Source organism: Pseudarcicella hirudinis (assembly GCF_900115665.1).
GTDB lineage: Bacteria > Bacteroidota > Bacteroidia > Cytophagales > Spirosomataceae > Pseudarcicella > Pseudarcicella hirudinis.
In genome coordinates this window covers 56691-73710 of the sequence record NZ_FOXH01000010.1, presented here as the reverse complement: position 1 = coordinate 73710, position 17020 = coordinate 56691, and the positions used below count along the sequence as shown (strand labels likewise).

The following is a 17020-nucleotide window of genomic DNA, read 5'->3' as shown; positions in this document are numbered from 1 at the left end:
ATGAAAAATTCCCGAAAAATATTCTTAGCATTGACCTTGTTATTGTGCGGTTGCAGCGACAACCTGCTTAATAAATCACCATTAGATCAATTTTCTCCGCAAACATTTTATACCAATGCCACAGAAGTAGATATGGCTTTGATGGGGATTTATTCTGCCATTAATGACAACTGGTATCAATACGACTTCATGTCTGACAACCACCTTTGCCATCATGCCTGGCAGGGTTCGCTGGAATTCAGTAAATGGCAGCAAAACTCAAGCAGTGGCAGAGCTTTGGGAAAATGGAGAATTGCTTACAGCACAATCGGACGTGTAAACACTTTCCTGGAAAATACCCAGAATGTTAAAATTGACGAAACACTTAAAAAAAGAATGCAGGCTGAAGCAAGATTCCTCAGAGGAATGATGTATGCCGATCTCGCTCATTTTTATGGAGATGTTCCTTTGATTCTGAAAACCCTTCCCCTTTCTGAAGCTAAAGTAACCAGAACGGCCAAAGATCAGGTTCTTGCAGCAGCTATTGATGATTTCAATTTTGCCTCTGCCAATTTACCTGCTTCCTATACCGGAGCCGATGTTGGCAGGGCCACTAAAGGAGCTGCTTTAGCTTTTAAAACCCGCTTGTATCTTTATAACGAAAAATGGACTGAAGCGGCGGCGGCAGCTAAAGAGGTAATGGATCTGAATCAATACCGGCTTTTTGCTGACTATGAAGGACTTTTCAAGGAAGAGAACGAGAATAATGTGGAAGTAATCTTTGACATTCAGTACATCCGTAATTTACGCCCGCAACCCTGGCCAAGTACTGCTTTATCTTTCTCTGAATGGCCGACTCCGGGTGTTACCTCTGATATTATTGATGCTTATTATATGAAAAACGGTAAAAGTATTAATGCCGGTAATTCAGGTTATAACGAGCAGGATCCATTTATCAATCGCGACCCTCGTCTCTCTGCTACACTGGTTTTGCCGGGTTCTCAATATGGAAATGTTAAATTTATCCCTGCCAGTGATGGGCAGATTACCGGAGCACGTCCGAGAAAATATGCCGATATCAGCAATACAGATAAAAATAACTGCGGCCTAAATTACATTCTGATGCGTTATGCTGATATACTTCTCATGCGGGCCGAAGCATTGATTGAATCCGGAAATACAGGGAAAGAAGTATATGATTTGGTCAATATGGTCAGAACAAGATCTTCTGTAAATATGCCAGCTATTGAAAATGCTGAAGGAAGCGGCCTGTCAAAAGAACAACTTCGTGAGATTGTCCGTCATGAGCGTCGGGTAGAATTTGCCGTTGAAGGTACACGTTATTCAGATATGAGAAGATGGAAGCTTGAATCTGCTGTAAAAGATGTCTATGGTTATGACATCAGCAAACTTTCTGACCCTTCTGATCCTTCAAAATGGGTTTTCGCAAGACTTAAAGCTGATACCCGCTCTTTCGATCCGTCGAAAGGTTGGTTATGGCCAATTCCATTAGATGAAATTCAGAGTAACAGTAATCTGAAACAAAATCCTGGTTACTAGCTAATTTATAAAGACGTATTGAATTTCTTTTATCCCGGGATTCAATACGTCTTTCTTCCAAAATCTTCAAAAAAATTACCTTCCGATTCCATCTGTCAATATCTTTACGATTGAATTAAACAATCTAATCAATTATGCAAAGACAAAATATTCTCTCGGGCTCTCCGTGGGAGGACAAAATGGGTTATTGCCGTGCAGTTCGTCTCGGTAACATTATTGAGGTATCAGGAACCGTGGCTATTGTTGATGGTGAATCAGTAAAGGCTGATGATGCTTATGCTCAGACAAACAATATTATAGAAAGAATTGCCAAAGTTCTGGAACAGGCAGGAGCAAGTCTGAATGACGTAGTTCGTACCAGAATTTTCACAACAGATATCACTAAATTTGACGATATAGCGAAAGCTCATGGTGCATATTTCGGAGAAATCAAACCAACTACAGGTATTTATGAAATCAGCAAATTGGTTTCAGCAGACTATCTTGTAGAAATTGAATTTACTGCGGTTGTTCAGTAGATAAGATTTTTTGAAAATAAAAAGCCTCACCGTAAAGTGGGGCTTTTTGCTTTATTAAGCAGTATGATGTTAAAACGACAGAAGTATTAAAAAAGTTTATGGCCTGAAAAATTATGAAATTATTTTTCAATTTATTCAAATTATTTAACCAAATTGGCCATTGTATCTTAAAAACGCTCTTTTTCATTAAAAATGAAGCAGCAAACTATATATGAAGTTGCCGTCATTCCGATCGGAAATCTGAATGCTCTCAGGCAAAAAGAAACAGCATTTTCTTATTTTTCAAATCTCAGTAAATGCATTGATTTATTGGCTGCTTCACTGGCAATTAACGGATGGGAAACAAAAGTAAATTACACCGCAGTGTACAGGAGTTTAAAAGAAAAAGGAAGATATGCTGTAGAATATAAAATAGAGGGGAATAAGGTCTTCAAAATCACCATTACACCAAGAACTATTAATCCATCTTTAACCATGATGGGAATAGAAGAAAAACCCTGATTTTCAGGCATATGGATTGGCAAGCCTGATATTCATAAAATTCTGTGGCTTCTCGAGCGGGACGAAACCATATTGCGCATAAAGTCCGTGGGCATCTTCTGTAGCAAGCACCCACCGACGAAGTCCCTGTAAATCAGGATGCTCTAATACCACTTCCATCAGCCACTTAGAAAGACCGTTCCCCCGCGAATTTTCTAGTACAAACACATCTGCCAGGTAAGCAAATGTAGATAAATCACTGATTACACGACAAAAACCTACCTGTTCATTTTTGTCATACACGCCAAAAGCAATAGAATTGCTTATAGACTTTTCGACAATTTCTATCGGGATATTTTTCGCCCAATAAGATTCTTCAGATAAATACTGATGAATCACTCCTAACTGTAATTTAGCCTTATCAGTAGAAATCAAAAAATTATCTTTATGTACTTCGTAAACTGACATGCTCAGGCGATAATATCGTTTAATTAAAATGCTTTAAAGCTTCCGTTTTCAATAATCCTTTATCAATCGGAACCACTCCGACTGATTCACAAACCAGTCCTCCTCCCAGATTTGATAACCCGGCTATGAGTTCCGGAGAAAGCCCTAAGGCAAGGCAGCAGGCAGCAATAGAAATTACAGTATCTCCGGCTCCTGAAACATCAGAAATCTGGCGGATATGTGCCGGAATGTGTTTTCTCTCGTTTCTGAAATCAATAAAAACTCCGAGCTCCGAAAGCGTAACAAAAGCTCCTTCCACCTCAAGTTCAACTCTCAATTTTTCTACAGCCTCAGCCAGTTCTTCCGGTTGTTTAACGTCAAAGTGAATATTCAGACCCTCTTTAAGTTCTTTGAGATTAGGTTTGAAAAGTGTTGCTTTATTATAATGAAGAAAATTCCTTTTTTTAGGGTCAACAACGGTAGGGATTTTATGTTGATTGGCAAAATCTATTACTTCTGCTATTAATTCCTTTGAAAGAACGCCTTTATCATAATCTTCAAAAATAATAACGTCTGCCGTTCCGGCAAGTTCTTTAATTTTATAAATAAGCGCTTCTTTTTCAGCTTCATTTATGAGCTTATCTGTCTCGGTATCAACACGAACTACCTGTTGAGAGCCTGCAATAATCCTTTCTTTAACGGTAGTAATCCTCGTCTCCGACTGAATTATACCCTGAGTAGGTAATTCACTTTTTTCAAGAAGTTTCACCAGCTCATCTCCGTAAGAGTCATTACCCACAACAGAACAAATGATTGCCTCAGCACCAAGACTTTTTACATTTAATACTACATTTCCTGCCCCGCCAAGCCGGTTTTCTCTTCTTTTTACGTTAACGACAGGAACCGGTGCCTCCGGCGAAATTCTTTCAACTTTCCCCCATGTGTAGGAGTCAATCATTACATCCCCGATAATCAGGACTTTAAGCGTATTAAAACTCTCAAATATTTGGTTGATTGTCATTTGGTCTTTAGACTTTTATGAAATTGTTCAGCTTTTTACCGCTTTACAATTCTATCCACCGATGGTGGTCATTGATTCCTTAACAATATTCTTTCTGTTACTTTCCGCCTCAAAACCATCTTTAGCTCTGTTTCGGAAAGCCTTCATAAATTCTGATTTCAATTCCTCATCACTTACCCCACCCCGCATTAAATCCCTGACATTCAGCACACCATCATCATAAAGGCAGGTTTTCAACTCTCCTGTAGCTGTTACTCTGATCCGGTTACAGGTTCCGCAAAAAGTACGGCTGAAAGCAGCAATAATTCCTACATTTCCCTGATAACCCGGTATCTGATAGTTATAAGAAGTTGAGTAAGGGCCATCCTGTAGCTTTTGCAAATCAGGAAAATGTAAGTTAAGTTCCTCCAGAATCCTGAGCATATCCCATTCAAGTCTGGCATAATGAGCCCCTTCTCCATTAAACGGCATTTCTTCGATAAATCGTACAGAAACATTGTTATTACGGGTAAGTTCGGCCAATGGAATCAGGTCCTCAATATTTTTCCCCTCCATCACCACGGCATTAACTTTTACTTCAAATCCTTCATCAATTAACCTGAATAAGGTTTCATAGACTTTATCAAATTCATCTCTTCTGGTGATTTTATAAAATCTGTTTTTATCCAGTGTATCCAGGCTAAGGTTGACAGACCTGATCCCGATAGATTTCATTTGTTTAATGTAATCCCCTGTAAAAACACCGTTTGTCGTAATACTTAAATCATTTATGCCCTCTATTTCAGCCAGTTTTTCGAGAAAATCAATCAAATTGTTTCTTACAAACGGCTCCCCTCCGGTTATTCTGACTTTATTAATTCCCATTTCAGCCAGAATATTCACCATTCTGAGCATTTCTTCATAGGAAAGTAGTTTACTCTTCGGTAAATATTTAATGCCTTCTTCGGGCATGCAATAAAAACATCTTAAATTGCAACGATCCGTTACCGCCAATCGCAAATACGTCAATGGACGACCATGGTTGTCAAGCAACAAGGGTTTTACCTCACTGATGTTATTATGATTTTCGGACTTTTGCACATCAAAATATATCTTGGTTCGTGTACCTTTGTCTGGTAAAACCGGATTTTATTCCGGAAAATTACTCAGCAAAGAACGTTTGAAATGGATAATCCCATTTTTTCTGTTTAACAAAGTTAAGACTCTTTTACGAATTAAGCTTAACCTTTAAATGATAACGCAATTTCTATGACAAAATATAAAGTTTCTCTTTTCGGTATTACGAAAGACATTATCGGCAGCTCATCAACCGAGGTGGAATTGACAGATCAATCAGACGTAAATGCTCTTGTTGAAAACCTCAAAACAAAATTTCCTCAGCTGAGTGAAATTAAATCTCTATTGGTGGCAGTTAATAGTGAGTACGCCGATTTAGGACTGGTGCTTTCCGAAAAAGATGAAATCGCTTTAATTCCTCCGGTATCAGGAGGTTAAAAGCAAATATTAAAAATCTGAACGATAGCGAAACCATTTATCATTTCCTATTTGCTCACATTGATACAGGGACGATTCAGCATTTAATAATATGGGGGCTTTAATCCCTTCTGTTAAAAAATTGTCTCCCTTTATCAGATAGACTTCATCCCAAAGCCTTTCATCAGCAAAACTTTGAAGTAATCCTGTACCTCCTTCAACGATCAATGATTGAATTTTTCGTTGAAAAAGATCATTCAGTATGAACAGCAGGGTTTCCTTTTCAGGAATTTTCACAAAAATTGTTTCTTTTTCAGTCCTATCTTTCAGTTGGTTATAGCAAATAGTTGGCTGTGAATCATCAAAAAGAAATAAATCTTCCGAAAGCTCTAACTTATTATCAATCACCACCCTGAGCGGATTTCTTCCGGTCCAGTTTCTCACATTCAATTGCGGGTTGTCATATCTGGCAGTATTTGTTCCAACCATAATCGCATCCTCCTCTGACCTCATCTTATGCACCAGTCGTTTCGAAAGCGGATTTGATATCTGAACAGCCTCAAAGCCAGGCTTAGCAATAAATCCATCCTGTGATTCGGCCCATTTAAGGATCACAAACGGTCGTTTTTTCTCAATGTATGTAAAAAACCGTCTGTTCAAAATCCTGCCTTCTTCCTCAAGTATTCCGGTAATAACTTCAATCCCGGCATTTTTAAGTTTTTCTATCCCTTTTCCACCAACCAATGGATTTGAGTCAACATTGCAGATTATCACCCTTTTTACCTGATGATATACCAATAAATCAGCACAGGGAGGGGTTTTCCCGAAATGAGAACATGGTTCCAGGGTAACATACACCTCTGATTCAGACAATAAAGATTTATTTTCTACTGAATTTACTGCGTTTACCTCTGCATGCGCCTCTCCGTATTTCCGATGCCAGCCCTCTCCTATAATCCTTCCTTCATGAACAATAACACATCCCACCATAGGATTAGGAGAAACATTACCTGCTCCTAATCCGGCTAACTCCAATGCTCTGCTCATAAATAATTCATGAGAAGGTAAATTTGTTACTTTTTGCACAATTTGAATTAGATTTACTGAAAACTCAATTATTAAGAGAGCAAAATCAACATTTGCCTGAACAACTTATTCATTGCAAAGTAATGTCTTCCCCGCAACAAAACGAAATCTTAAAACTGAAATCAACTTCTGAAAAGGAGTTATCCCGCTTACAAAGGATTTTCAATGCACACATTGAAAGAATTAACTCATTGAAACAACAACTTAAAGAAGCAAAGAGTTTGTCGGAGAAAATCCGGATCAGAGTTTACAAAGAGGTTGTCCCTTTAGAAATAAAATTCAACAATAAGCTGGTCGAATTTGTCAGACTTTTTGACAAGCACTATGAAAGCGCTTTTTTCAAGCCTAAAGAAAGGAAAATACTTGCCGGGTTTATTCTTGAAAGAGCCTATGATTTAGTTATAAAAGCAGGAAAAATTGAATTGAGGCCATTGTACGAAAAATATGCCGATTTACTTTCATTTAAAGCAGAAGCCCGGCCAGCTAAATATAAAGAAAACGATGAATCAGACTTTTCTGAAAAAAAAAGACAGGCTCCTGATGTTGAAAAAACGTCTGAGCAAATCTCTAAAGAGGAAAAAATCAAAGCAGATATCAAAGATTTAAACAAAGCTTCCAGAGCGATTTATACGGATCTGGTGAAGGTTTTTCATCCGGACAAAGAACAGGATGAACTAAAGAAAATCAGAAAAAACCAGATTATGCACCAGATTACTGAGGCATATCAAAATAATGATTTATTTGAATTATTCAGGCTGAAGATGGAACTTCTGGTTTCAGAGGATACCAATCTGAGCGTAGAAGAAAGCCAGATTAAACATTACAATAAGATTCTGAATGAACAAATTAAGGAACTTGAAACGGAACTGGACTTATTAACCGGACCGGAAAGCATGTTCCATCGTTTTCAGGGAAATAACCCCAAAACGATGGAAATCCGGTTTGCCACAGAAATAAAAAAGTTGAAAACTAACATTAAAGAGCTCGATAACAACATAAAAGTATTAGCCTATCCCGAAAATATGCATCTGTTTTTCTCAAATTTCAGATAGTATTCTGCCATCAGCTACAAAAGAAATCTTTTGCCCTTTAATGTTAAAAACGTCTTTACTGAAGTGTATGCTTGCTATATTGTTATGCAAGGTAACAAAACCAATCTGATAAGTTCCTTCATGTAAATGGTCGGTATTGAAATTCGCTCTGAATCCCTGCTTGAAATATTTCTGTTCCCAAAGTGTCCGAATCCTTGAATTTGTATTTGAAAACGTCGGAATTAATAAGAGGGTTTTGTCTGAATTATGTTTTAATGCCAGATAAACTGCTTCATTCGTATTGCCTTTGACAAAAGGAAAGTCAAGGTTTATTATTTCTGCTTCGCTTCTTATGGAAAAGCCCGTTTTCTCCGCTATTTTCTGCCGGTTCAGATGCACATTTAACTTGTAATTTCCGGCATTCTGAGGTTCTGAATTTTCAATTATTCCTGCATTTTCATCCCAGTAGTCAGGCAGTATCCAGATTTTCTTCTGATAAACCGGGCTTAGAAAGAAATCTGCATTCTTAGTAAACTGACCTGGTACAGACAACATTGTATGATTGTATTTCCAGTTAAAGATATCAGCCTGTAAAGAGCTTTTGCGATAATCAACTACTTTGAATTCATTGATATAAGAACAGTAATTAAAAATGACCGACAATGGTAAAATTGCCAGAAACCATATCTTCCTATACTTTTCATCAAGTTTTACGGCCAGCATTATGTAAACGATAATGGTACTGAGTGAAGCATAAATTGCAAATCTGCTTTCCATTACAACCCCGTTCCAGGAGCGTACAAATGAAATAATAGCGGCGGTAAGAACAATAAAACAAAATAAAGTAATGAGCCCCAGGTTTTCAAGCTGAGTTGTTTTTGCTTTTTTAATAATGCCTCTTATCAAATCTGTTTCAATGACAAAAAACATAAAGAAAAACAGTATTACCCCAAGCGAAGTGACTATTATTTCATTCATTGGAAGAAAAACGGAAGCATTAAAGCCGAAAATCGCAAAAAATGATTCCAGAATCCTCAGAATATTTGTCGACAAACTAGCCGATTGGCTGACTTCATACCTTGAAAGATATAAAACAAGGGAACTAATCATCCCGAGGATCCAGATAAATCCTTCACGATAGCGGGATTGCACCATGAGGGCTAAAAAAATCACAGGATAAATCAAAATACCATTCCCATGGCTAAATGTGGCAAAAAGTCCCAAAACCAGGGCAGTAATGAAAGCCCATGTTTTCTTTGTTTCAATACAGTATATAATCGCAGAGACAAACAATAAAATGAAAGAATGCTGCATTCCATTCAGGGCCCACAAAGAGATTTCCCACATCTGAGGTTGGAAAAACAGAAAGGGTATCGGAAAAAAATAATAGAAAGGGAGTTTTGTTTGCCGAAACTGAAACCACAAAAAGAAAAATATGGCAAACAGATTGATATTCGCAATGAATATGTAAAGCCTGAAATCTAAATGTCCATGAATTAAGAAATCTGTAAAACAGACTAATCTCGGAATAACGAGGATATGATCATTATCTACTTTAAAAAGCTGTTCAAAAAAAACATTGATACTTACATTTTCTTTACTGACGGCATTAACAAATTCTAATAGTAAAGTATCATCCTGAAAGGGGAAGTTTACTATATTTGAAAGCACAAACCAACAATGGATCAGACAAGGGATTCCTATAAAAATAAGGGATAACCCATATCTTTTTAAGGCACTATGCATAAATTATTCTTTAAATTGTGTGTTATATATTTCACAAAAGTAAAAAAACTATTGAATTACGTCACTTTGTAAGGAAATGCGTTTATCCGATTGTAATTATTTTATGTTAATAAACCATAACTTAGTAAGCGGACAAACCAATAAATAGTAGATTTCAAAGCTTAAAATCGAAAATCATCCTTAAATTTAAGGACGCCATCAAGCCGGATCACCATTCTTCCAATCTGAATTTACATTACGCATTCCATTTTGCTAATATTGCAATGTGCTTTCTGCAGGAAGGCTGACTTGAATAAACAATAATCTCTTACAATAAGTATCATCCAAATCACAAAACGCCCCAAGCTATCATGGCAGAAGAAAAAAGTTTAGGTCGCAGAATTTTAAGTTTCTTCATCAATGAAGAATCGGAGCATGTTCAAACCCAAACCACTGCTACCACCCCCAATCCTGAAAACGAGCCGTCTCAAACACAGATTCATCAGACTGTTGCCGTACAAAATGCGTCCGGAACCGGGGTTATAGACAAAAAGTTTGTGGATCATTTTGTACAGCTTATCGAAAAATCAAATCTGAAAGGGCCGGATTATTTCGAATATATGCAGACCTTAAAAAGCCTGTCCGGTTTAAACCTTTCGGAAGACAAGCAATATCAGGCTGCCTGGGCAAGTTTTAAGGCTATGGGAGGCGTTTCTGAAGTTTCAGTACTGACAACTTCAGCCAATCAATATATCGGTATCCTTGACTCAGACAAAAAGGCTTTTCTGAATGATGTGGAACTTGCCATTGCTGAGAAAGTCGGAGGTTTGAAAAATGAGCTGAAAAACCTTCAGAATGAAAATGAAAACATGGCAAAGCAAATCATTGATCTTCAGAACAAAATCAATGAGAATAATGCAAAACTTACTAAAGTAACAACAGATATCACAGAGCAAAGTGCAAAAATCACTTCCAATAAAAGTAATTATGAGCTTACCTACAACTCATTTGTTGAACAGATTAAAGGTGATATTCTGAAGATTCAGCAATATTTGAAAAGCGAAGCTTAAGCTGTAATCCGATAAAACGATATAGCAATAACATACACAATCAATTCTTTGAACCATATTAAAATCTTTTAAACTAAACTTAAACAATGGCAGCAGACTTATCACAAATCGGAGGCGAACAACCCCAGAAATCTTTTTGGAGTAAACCGGAAGGGATGACCTCCCTCCTATTCCTCGCAGCCGCGGGTGCTTTCGGACTGTATTACTTTAACAGAATTGTAGAATTTCTCATAAAAGTCACTGAAAATACGCTTTATCTATCAATACTTCTTCTGGCTTTAGGGCTTCTGATATTTCTGCTGACAAGCAAAGATGTTCGTACAGCTGTCTTCTTTCTTTTCAAAACCCTGATGAGAAAAATCACTGGCCTGATCATCCAGCTCGATCCTATTGCAATCATGAAAATCTACATTCAGGATCTGAGAGAAAAACGTGATAAAATGTCTGGCCAGATTGACATTCTTGCTGGTCAGCTCGTAAAACTGAACAAGAAGATTAATGAAAATAATGACCAGATTAAACAAAAATTTGCTGAAGCAAACAAAGCAAATTCCATGACCGAAAAACCGGGGATGAAAGAGGCGGCTTCTTTGGCAACTATTGAAGGAGCAGGTTTACAGGAAATGAATGAAAAACTTCTTCCGCTGCAAAAGAACATGAAAACAGTGCTGGGGTTTATGGAAAAAGTACAGTCTTCAGCTGATTATATCATCAAGGAAACTGAAATTAAAGTAAAACTGAAAGAAGCAGAATATGAAATCGTGAAAAGCAGTTCGAATGCCCTGAAAACGGCAATCAGTATCTTTAAAGGAAACCCTGACAAGAAGTTCTATTTTGATGAATCAATGGAATATATTCAGGATGATATGAGTAAAAAATTAGGAGAAATGAAACGTGCTATGGATTATTCAATGGACTTCATTAATTCGGTTGATATTCAGAATGGAGTACTGACAGAAAAAGGTCAGAATATGCTGGATGCTTATAATAACGGTGAATTTAAAATGATCAGCATCGACTCACCTCAGGATCCTTCTCCGAAAAGCAGCATCAACCCTCCTAAAGACTCAAACTATAAAAGTCTTCTTGAGTAGAACCTGAAATAAGGTCGGATTTCATTAAAGTGTATAAAAATATTTTTAACTCTTTTAAACCAATTTCATCAAAAAATGCAACGTTTAACCATAGCCGGAAGATTAATCATAACTGTATTAGTGCTGGCAGCCATCTATTTTGGCTTGAAATACGTCGGAGGTACTGATTTACTTGAAAAATTAAAGTCTAAAGAAAAGACGGAAGTATCATCACCTTCAATGCCTGCTGCTACTGAATCGTCAGCATCTTCTTCAGCAGAAGAGGCATCTTCATCTTCGAGCACAGCAACAGATTCTCCAAAACCTACTTTTGAATTCACAGCACCTTCTCCTGTGAATGGTAAGTTAAAAGGTGTGGTAGAACTTGGAGCCAGTGGTTTTAACTCATTCGTGGTAAGAATTGACAAAGACAAAAACTGGAAACTGGAAAAAGCTGAATTTGGAAACAGCCTTGTCATGGAAAATATGGCCACTGATGATGATGTTCGTGCAGGTCTGAAGAAATATATCGGAGGAATGCTTGATTTCGGAGTAAGCGGCAAGGATATTCATTTCGTGGTAAGCTCCGGAGCAATAAAGGCCGATGGAACCCAGAAAATCATCAGAGTACTTAAATCATTAAACTATTTTGTAAATACCGTAACTCCGGAGCAGGAAGGTAAATTAGGATTAAAATCAGTACTTCCCGCAGAATTCAGAGGAAATGCTTTTGTGGTTGATATTGGCTCAGGAAACACTAAAATTTCCTGGACTGAAGGAACAGCATTGCATTCATTAGAGTCTTACGGAGCAAAATATTTCCAGAACGGAGTGGACGATGCTACTGTTTACAGTGAAGTGTCAGCTAAAGCAAAACAAATTCCTTCAGATAAAAGAAAAACTTGTTTTATCATCGGGGGAGTTCCGTTTGAGCTAGCCAAAGCTGTTCGCAATGGCAAAGAACGTTACACTGTTCTCAATGCTCCTTCTGCATATAAACTGGAAAATGCCAAATCAAAAGCAGGTTTAAATATTTACAAAGCCGTTGCTGACGGAACAGGATGTGAAAAATTTGTATTTGACTGGGATGCAAACTTTACAATCGGTTTCTTGCTTGATTTACCTTAAAACGCCTGAATTTCAAGAAAAAGCTCTCCGAATGCCAGGTGCATTTCGGAGAGCTTTTTTTTATTCCTGCGGTTTATATTTTACAAAGCTAAAAAGATGAATGAATACACTTCTGGAAAGTCTGAAATTAAAGGGAACCGCTAACAGCGAAATTACAGTAATCGGAATAATATAACCCATGATCGGAGGATCATTGAAAAACCAATAAATAACAACCCCTAAAACAATTAATAATCCTACAGAAAATCCATAACTTATAAACATTGCACCGTACCAAAAACCTGGTTCAACTTCGAAGCGTAAATTACAAACCGGGCAAAATTCATGCATTTTATCAAATTTATCAACCCTTAGAAAAGGGTATTCAAACATCTTACCTTGCCTGCACCTCGGGCATTTCTCCTCAATAATTGCCTGCAACCTGGAGTGGGCAACTTTAGGCTTCAATATTTTACTGTCATTCATAAATCAACGTTTTAAATGATAATTAATCGTTTTGGAAAAATCTTCCTAGGTAAAAATCTCAGTTTTTGTTAAAAATCCAGGGGATCTAAATTCTTAAAGTGTCCGTTCATTCTGATTCGCTCCTTCGTACGTTCTACTTCCGTCAAAATAGGAATAATTCGCTCCAGATGCTGAATCAGAAATGCCTGCCTTTCCAACTCTGTCGGCATAGTCAGCAACATATATTCTTCCTCAATAGTAAGGCCGATTTTATGAGCAACCTGATATGAAAACGGCTGTATTTTTTCCGGATTAAAGTTCAGGTCTTCATACATCAGCTGATAAAACTTTTTCACTCTTTCCAGTAAACCCGGCATAATCATACTTTGTGTTTCAGGTTCTTTGAACAGTTGTACCTTTCCCGCGGAGTATAATTTAGGGGCAACCGGATTATGAAAATCAATAATTCTGAAAGCTCTCAGTCCGATTGTTTTAATATCCATTCTCCCATCATCATATTTTTTTGAAAGCTGGGTTATTTTCACTTCTGTACCAAAACCCGGAAGTTTTCCATCTATAAAAGTGGGTATGCCAAAAGTTGTTTCGTTTTCCAGGCATTCGTTGATAAGCTGTTGATAACGTTCTTCAAAAATATGCAGATTGAGGTCTTCCAAAGGATAGACCACGAGGTTTAAGGGGAATAATGGTAAATTTTTTTCCATTTTTAAGGATACAAATAAAAAACAATAAACCTTTACCGGAAAGAGGAACAGGCTTTTGCTCAAAATATATAAAAATGTATTTAGTGCTTTTCTACTGCAAAGGAAGAAATGTCGAGTTTTTAGCTTCACTCATTACAAAATGACTTTGTGCATTTCCTATATTCTTAATGGCTGCTAATTTATGGAGAATAAATTCCCGGTATTCATCCATATCTTTTACAAGAACTTTCAGCAGGAAATCACTATGACCGGAAACGCAGTAACATTCAACCACTTCCGGGAGCAGCATTACATCATTTTCAAATTGTGCCAAAAATTCAGTCGCATGCTCTTTTAATGATATATCACAGAAAACAGTGAGTGATTTGCCTAGTTTTGATTTATTCAGAATCACCGTGTATTGTTCAATTACACCATCCCGCTCCATACGTTTAATACGCTCATGAACAGGTGTTGTAGTCAGATTCAGTCTTGCGGCAATGTCCTTATTTGTCATAAGGGCATCTTGTTGCAGCAGTTGTAAAATCTTTAAGTCGGTTACATCCAAACTTGCCATTTCTTCTCAAAGTTTAAAAAAAATCTTTCTATTATAAAGCCAGTAACAAATGTACCATTCCACCAGCAGAGCTCCTAACGCCGCAAAAACCGGTTGTACTTCAACAGGAATGCCTATAAAACCAGTAATACCATTGCTGAAAATAGCAACCGTTTTGTTAATCCACTGGTGGCCAACTGTTTCAAACAGCAAATAAATAAAGATGGAGTTCATCCCGACTATCAGGAAAAACGGAATCCATCTGGTTATTTTTTTTACATCTATTATCCAGTAACAAATCGCAAAGATAACAAGAACCCAGCCCCCTGAGGCGATAATAAAAGAAGCGGTACAAATTCTTTTTATAATCGGTGACAGATCCGTCAGATCCAGGAGATAAGCAAAAATCAGCGCTCCTAAAGCTATTGTAAAGAGTGTTCTGATCTTCTGATTAGGCCTCAGGCGACCTGTTAAAAATTTAGCAAGGACTACCCCCCAGATTGTATGAGCAGCGGAAGGAATAAAATTAATAGCCACCCAATGACCTCCTTCATTTATTTTTCGCATAAGAACCATATCCATAAACGCTCCGAAATTTCTGTCGGGAGCAAAAGGCTGGTTAAACCCTTTAATGCTTACGAAATGGTAAAGACATTCTGAAAAGAGCAAAATGGCAAAAGATACAAGCAATTGCACCCTGATTCTTTCCTGAATAATGGTAAAAGCAATCAACAGTGTTAAAGAAAGCTGTGTTAAAACGTTCCATAGTTCCCAAACCATTTTTCCTGCATACACACAATGCAAGGCCACTCCAAAAGCAAAAAGCTTAAGGCTTCGGATCAGTACATGTTTCTGTATTTCACTCAGAGGTTCGCCTTTCTCAAGCCGGCTCTGTGTTGAAAGATAAAGCGAAGTGCCTGCAATAGTCATAAAACAAGGCTGAATCAGATCCCAAAAATGTAAGCCATTCCATTTATGATGCGTAAACTGATCCATAAAAATTCTTCCCAAACTTTCCTCAGTCGTTAGTTCACTCAGAGCCTCATACAAATTTGCGCTTTCAGCAGCCAGCAGAATCATAATCAGTCCACGCATAAAATCCAGAAAAATAAGACGTCCTGAGTTCATAGTCATACGATTATCATTTGAGAGTTGTTTTTATACTTTCTAATCCATGCCAAAAGTTAACATATTAGCAACTTTTAAAAAACTTTTCAGAACAGGATTGTTATCATCTTTTCTCCAAACCATAGACAATTCTGTTTTTTCCGGAATATTCTTCAGTTCCAGAAACCTTACTTTTAAATTCGACCCGTATTTATAGGATACAGGTAAAATAGAAACCCCGAGGTTATGCTCTACCAAACGCAAAATGGTTGCGCCAAAATTTGATTCAAACATTATTTCAGGCAGAAAGTCTTCTCTTTGACATATTCCCAGCAACACATTGTAATACGTTTCTCCTGCATGTTTTGGAGGAAGGATAAAACTTTCATTCTTCAGCTGGCCCATATTCTCAAAATTTTCCTCATTCAGCCAATGATTATCGGGAATAACCAAGGCAAAGTTTTCCCGGAAAAGAACCTTTGAAGACAGGTTATTATCAAACGGAGATTCTCTGATAAAACCTACGTCGATGCTGGCATTCTGAATACTTTTCACCAAATCAACTTCCAGAATCTCTCCTAAAGCGACTTTAATTTTCGGGTACTTTTCATTTAATGCAACCAATAACTCCGGTATGACAGAATACACAGCTGAGCCGGGATGCCCGATCCGGATCTCACCTTCTTCTCCGTGCTGAATCTGCCGGGTTCTTTTTTTTATGTTTTCAACCTGATTCAATAATTTCTTTACCTCCTCTTTCAGAAATTCCCCCGCTGGTGTCAGTTTTACATTGCGTTTGTCACGTTCAAAAAGCAAAACGCCCCACTCATCTTCCAATTGCTGAATCTGACGGCTCAAGGCGGGCTGTGCTACAAAAAGCTTTTCTGCAGCTTTAGAAAAATGCAGATCTTCTGCTACTCCAAGGAAATACTTCAATTGTCGCAATTCCATTTTTAATGCTTTTATGGTATAATTTTATACAAATTAAGTATTTTTTCTTATTAATAATATTGACTTTCTTGCATTATTAAACCCGAAGAACAATGAATACTGAAGTCATATTTCATAAAGCAACATTATCAGATACTGAAGAAATCTGTCTGATTGGCAGTCAGACTTTCTCTGAGACTTTCACAGAACATAATACCAAAGCAGATATGGAAAAATATCTGACAGAAACTTTCAATACTGAAAAGGTAAGGGCTGAAGTCAATACTCCCGGAACGCTTTTTCTATTGGCAAGAGTAAATAATCAAAGCATTGGTTATGCCAAATTAAGGCATAATAATGAAGCATTTGCAGATCGTAAATCTATTGAAATTGAACGGATTTATCTTTTGAAAGAATTTCATCATCTTCACTTAGGAAAAGCTCTGATGAAAGAATGTCTCAGTTTTGCGGAAAAGAACGGATATGAAATAATCTGGTTAGGAGTTTGGGAGCACAATCCAAAAGCAATCAATTTTTATAAAAAATGGGGGTTTGAATTTTTCGGAAGCCATAACTTTTTGTTAGGTGATGATGTTCAGGTTGACCTTCTTATGAAGAAAGAACTGAATATTGATGTACAAAATGAGAGTGTCCCATGTTAAAACTATAAAAACTGGCCGATAAGCCAGTT

The 17020-nt window shown here is 37.3% G+C and carries 19 protein-coding genes; 9 read left to right on the top strand and 10 right to left on the bottom strand.

Annotation, left to right across the window (positions count from 1 at the left end; genetic code table 11):
* From BM179_RS16565 to BM179_RS16555, 3 genes are all read left to right on the top strand, one after another.
* Positions 1-1539 carry a RagB/SusD family nutrient uptake outer membrane protein gene (locus tag BM179_RS16565; protein WP_177219430.1) on the top strand — a complete coding sequence of 513 codons (1539 nt, stop codon included), beginning with the start codon at positions 1-3 and terminating at the stop codon, positions 1537-1539.
* A gap of 134 nt (positions 1540-1673) precedes the next feature.
* Positions 1674-2057 (top strand): RidA family protein, encoded by a 384-nt coding sequence (locus BM179_RS16560; protein ID WP_092018274.1) that lies wholly within the window; start codon positions 1674-1676, stop codon positions 2055-2057.
* A gap of 192 nt (positions 2058-2249) precedes the next feature.
* Positions 2250-2558 carry a hypothetical protein gene (locus BM179_RS16555; protein ID WP_092018273.1) on the top strand — a complete coding sequence of 103 codons (309 nt, stop codon included), beginning with the start codon at positions 2250-2252 and terminating at the stop codon, positions 2556-2558.
* A gap of 3 nt (positions 2559-2561) precedes the next feature.
* On the opposite strand, the gene BM179_RS16550 is transcribed toward BM179_RS16555, so the two are convergent.
* The 3 genes from BM179_RS16550 to moaA are packed head-to-tail and all read right to left on the bottom strand — an operon-like array spanning position 2562 to position 5040.
* Positions 2562-3005, bottom strand: a complete 444-nt coding sequence (locus BM179_RS16550; RefSeq protein ID WP_092018272.1) for a GNAT family N-acetyltransferase — start codon at positions 3003-3005, stop codon at positions 2562-2564.
* Between the two features lie 19 nt (positions 3006-3024).
* Positions 3025-4005: a bifunctional heptose 7-phosphate kinase/heptose 1-phosphate adenyltransferase gene (locus tag BM179_RS16545; RefSeq protein ID WP_092018271.1), complete on the bottom strand. Its 981-nt coding sequence runs from the start codon at positions 4003-4005 to the stop codon at positions 3025-3027.
* A 51-nt stretch (positions 4006-4056) separates the two neighbouring features.
* Entirely contained in the window at positions 4057-5040 is a 984-nt protein-coding gene (gene moaA / locus BM179_RS16540; RefSeq protein WP_092018388.1) for a GTP 3',8-cyclase MoaA, read from the bottom strand.
* A 213-nt stretch (positions 5041-5253) separates the two neighbouring features.
* Here moaA and BM179_RS16535 point away from each other — a divergent pair, with 213 nt between their 5' ends.
* A complete protein-coding gene (locus tag BM179_RS16535) occupies positions 5254-5499 on the top strand; it encodes a MoaD/ThiS family protein (protein WP_092018270.1) in 246 nt (81 codons plus the stop codon).
* 9 nt (positions 5500-5508) lie between these two features.
* Here the strand turns inward: BM179_RS16535 and ribD are convergent, their stop codons facing one another.
* Positions 5509-6564 carry a bifunctional diaminohydroxyphosphoribosylaminopyrimidine deaminase/5-amino-6-(5-phosphoribosylamino)uracil reductase RibD gene (ribD, locus tag BM179_RS16530; RefSeq protein WP_374754585.1) on the bottom strand — a complete coding sequence of 352 codons (1056 nt, stop codon included), beginning with the start codon at positions 6562-6564 and terminating at the stop codon, positions 5509-5511.
* Positions 6565-6647: 83 nt separating this feature from the next.
* On the opposite strand from ribD, the gene BM179_RS16525 reads away from it, so the two are divergent.
* Entirely contained in the window at positions 6648-7616 is a 969-nt protein-coding gene (locus BM179_RS16525; RefSeq protein WP_092018268.1) for a hypothetical protein, read from the top strand.
* Here BM179_RS16525 and BM179_RS16520 read toward each other — a convergent pair.
* On the bottom strand, positions 7602-8942 hold the full coding sequence (locus tag BM179_RS16520; protein ID WP_143095251.1) for a hypothetical protein: 1341 nt from the start codon (positions 8940-8942) through the stop codon (positions 7602-7604). The genes BM179_RS16525 and BM179_RS16520 overlap by 15 nt on opposite strands.
* 749 nt (positions 8943-9691) lie before the next feature.
* On the opposite strand from BM179_RS16520, the gene BM179_RS16515 reads away from it, so the two are divergent.
* From BM179_RS16515 to BM179_RS16505, 3 genes are all read left to right on the top strand, one after another.
* Positions 9692-10390, top strand: coding sequence for a hypothetical protein (locus BM179_RS16515; RefSeq protein ID WP_092018266.1), 699 nt, complete (start codon positions 9692-9694; stop codon positions 10388-10390).
* Positions 10391-10476: 86 nt separating this feature from the next.
* A complete protein-coding gene (locus tag BM179_RS16510) occupies positions 10477-11484 on the top strand; it encodes a hypothetical protein (protein ID WP_092018265.1) in 1008 nt (335 codons plus the stop codon).
* Between the two features lie 75 nt (positions 11485-11559).
* On the top strand, positions 11560-12591 hold the full coding sequence (locus BM179_RS16505; protein ID WP_092018264.1) for an acetate and sugar kinases/Hsc70/actin family protein: 1032 nt from the start codon (positions 11560-11562) through the stop codon (positions 12589-12591).
* 60 nt (positions 12592-12651) lie between these two features.
* Here the strand turns inward: BM179_RS16505 and BM179_RS16500 are convergent, their stop codons facing one another.
* The 5 genes from BM179_RS16500 to BM179_RS16480 all read right to left on the bottom strand — a co-directional run bounded on the left by BM179_RS16500 (position 12652) and on the right by BM179_RS16480 (position 16350).
* Positions 12652-13056: a DUF983 domain-containing protein gene (locus BM179_RS16500; protein WP_229632965.1), complete on the bottom strand. Its 405-nt coding sequence runs from the start codon at positions 13054-13056 to the stop codon at positions 12652-12654.
* A 68-nt stretch (positions 13057-13124) separates the two neighbouring features.
* Positions 13125-13757: an LON peptidase substrate-binding domain-containing protein gene (locus tag BM179_RS16495; protein WP_092018263.1), complete on the bottom strand. Its 633-nt coding sequence runs from the start codon at positions 13755-13757 to the stop codon at positions 13125-13127.
* Between the two features lie 91 nt (positions 13758-13848).
* On the bottom strand, positions 13849-14313 hold the full coding sequence (locus BM179_RS16490; protein ID WP_092018262.1) for an Lrp/AsnC family transcriptional regulator: 465 nt from the start codon (positions 14311-14313) through the stop codon (positions 13849-13851).
* A 6-nt stretch (positions 14314-14319) separates the two neighbouring features.
* Complete coding sequence (locus tag BM179_RS16485) at positions 14320-15426, bottom strand: acyltransferase family protein (RefSeq protein ID WP_229632964.1); 1107 nt, start codon at positions 15424-15426, stop codon at positions 14320-14322.
* Positions 15427-15459: 33 nt separating this feature from the next.
* Entirely contained in the window at positions 15460-16350 is an 891-nt protein-coding gene (locus tag BM179_RS16480; RefSeq protein WP_092018260.1) for a LysR family transcriptional regulator, read from the bottom strand.
* Positions 16351-16442: 92 nt separating this feature from the next.
* Here BM179_RS16480 and BM179_RS16475 point away from each other — a divergent pair, with 92 nt between their 5' ends.
* Positions 16443-16991, top strand: a complete 549-nt coding sequence (locus BM179_RS16475; RefSeq protein ID WP_092018259.1) for a GNAT family N-acetyltransferase — start codon at positions 16443-16445, stop codon at positions 16989-16991.
* Positions 16992-17020 lie beyond the last annotated feature (29 nt).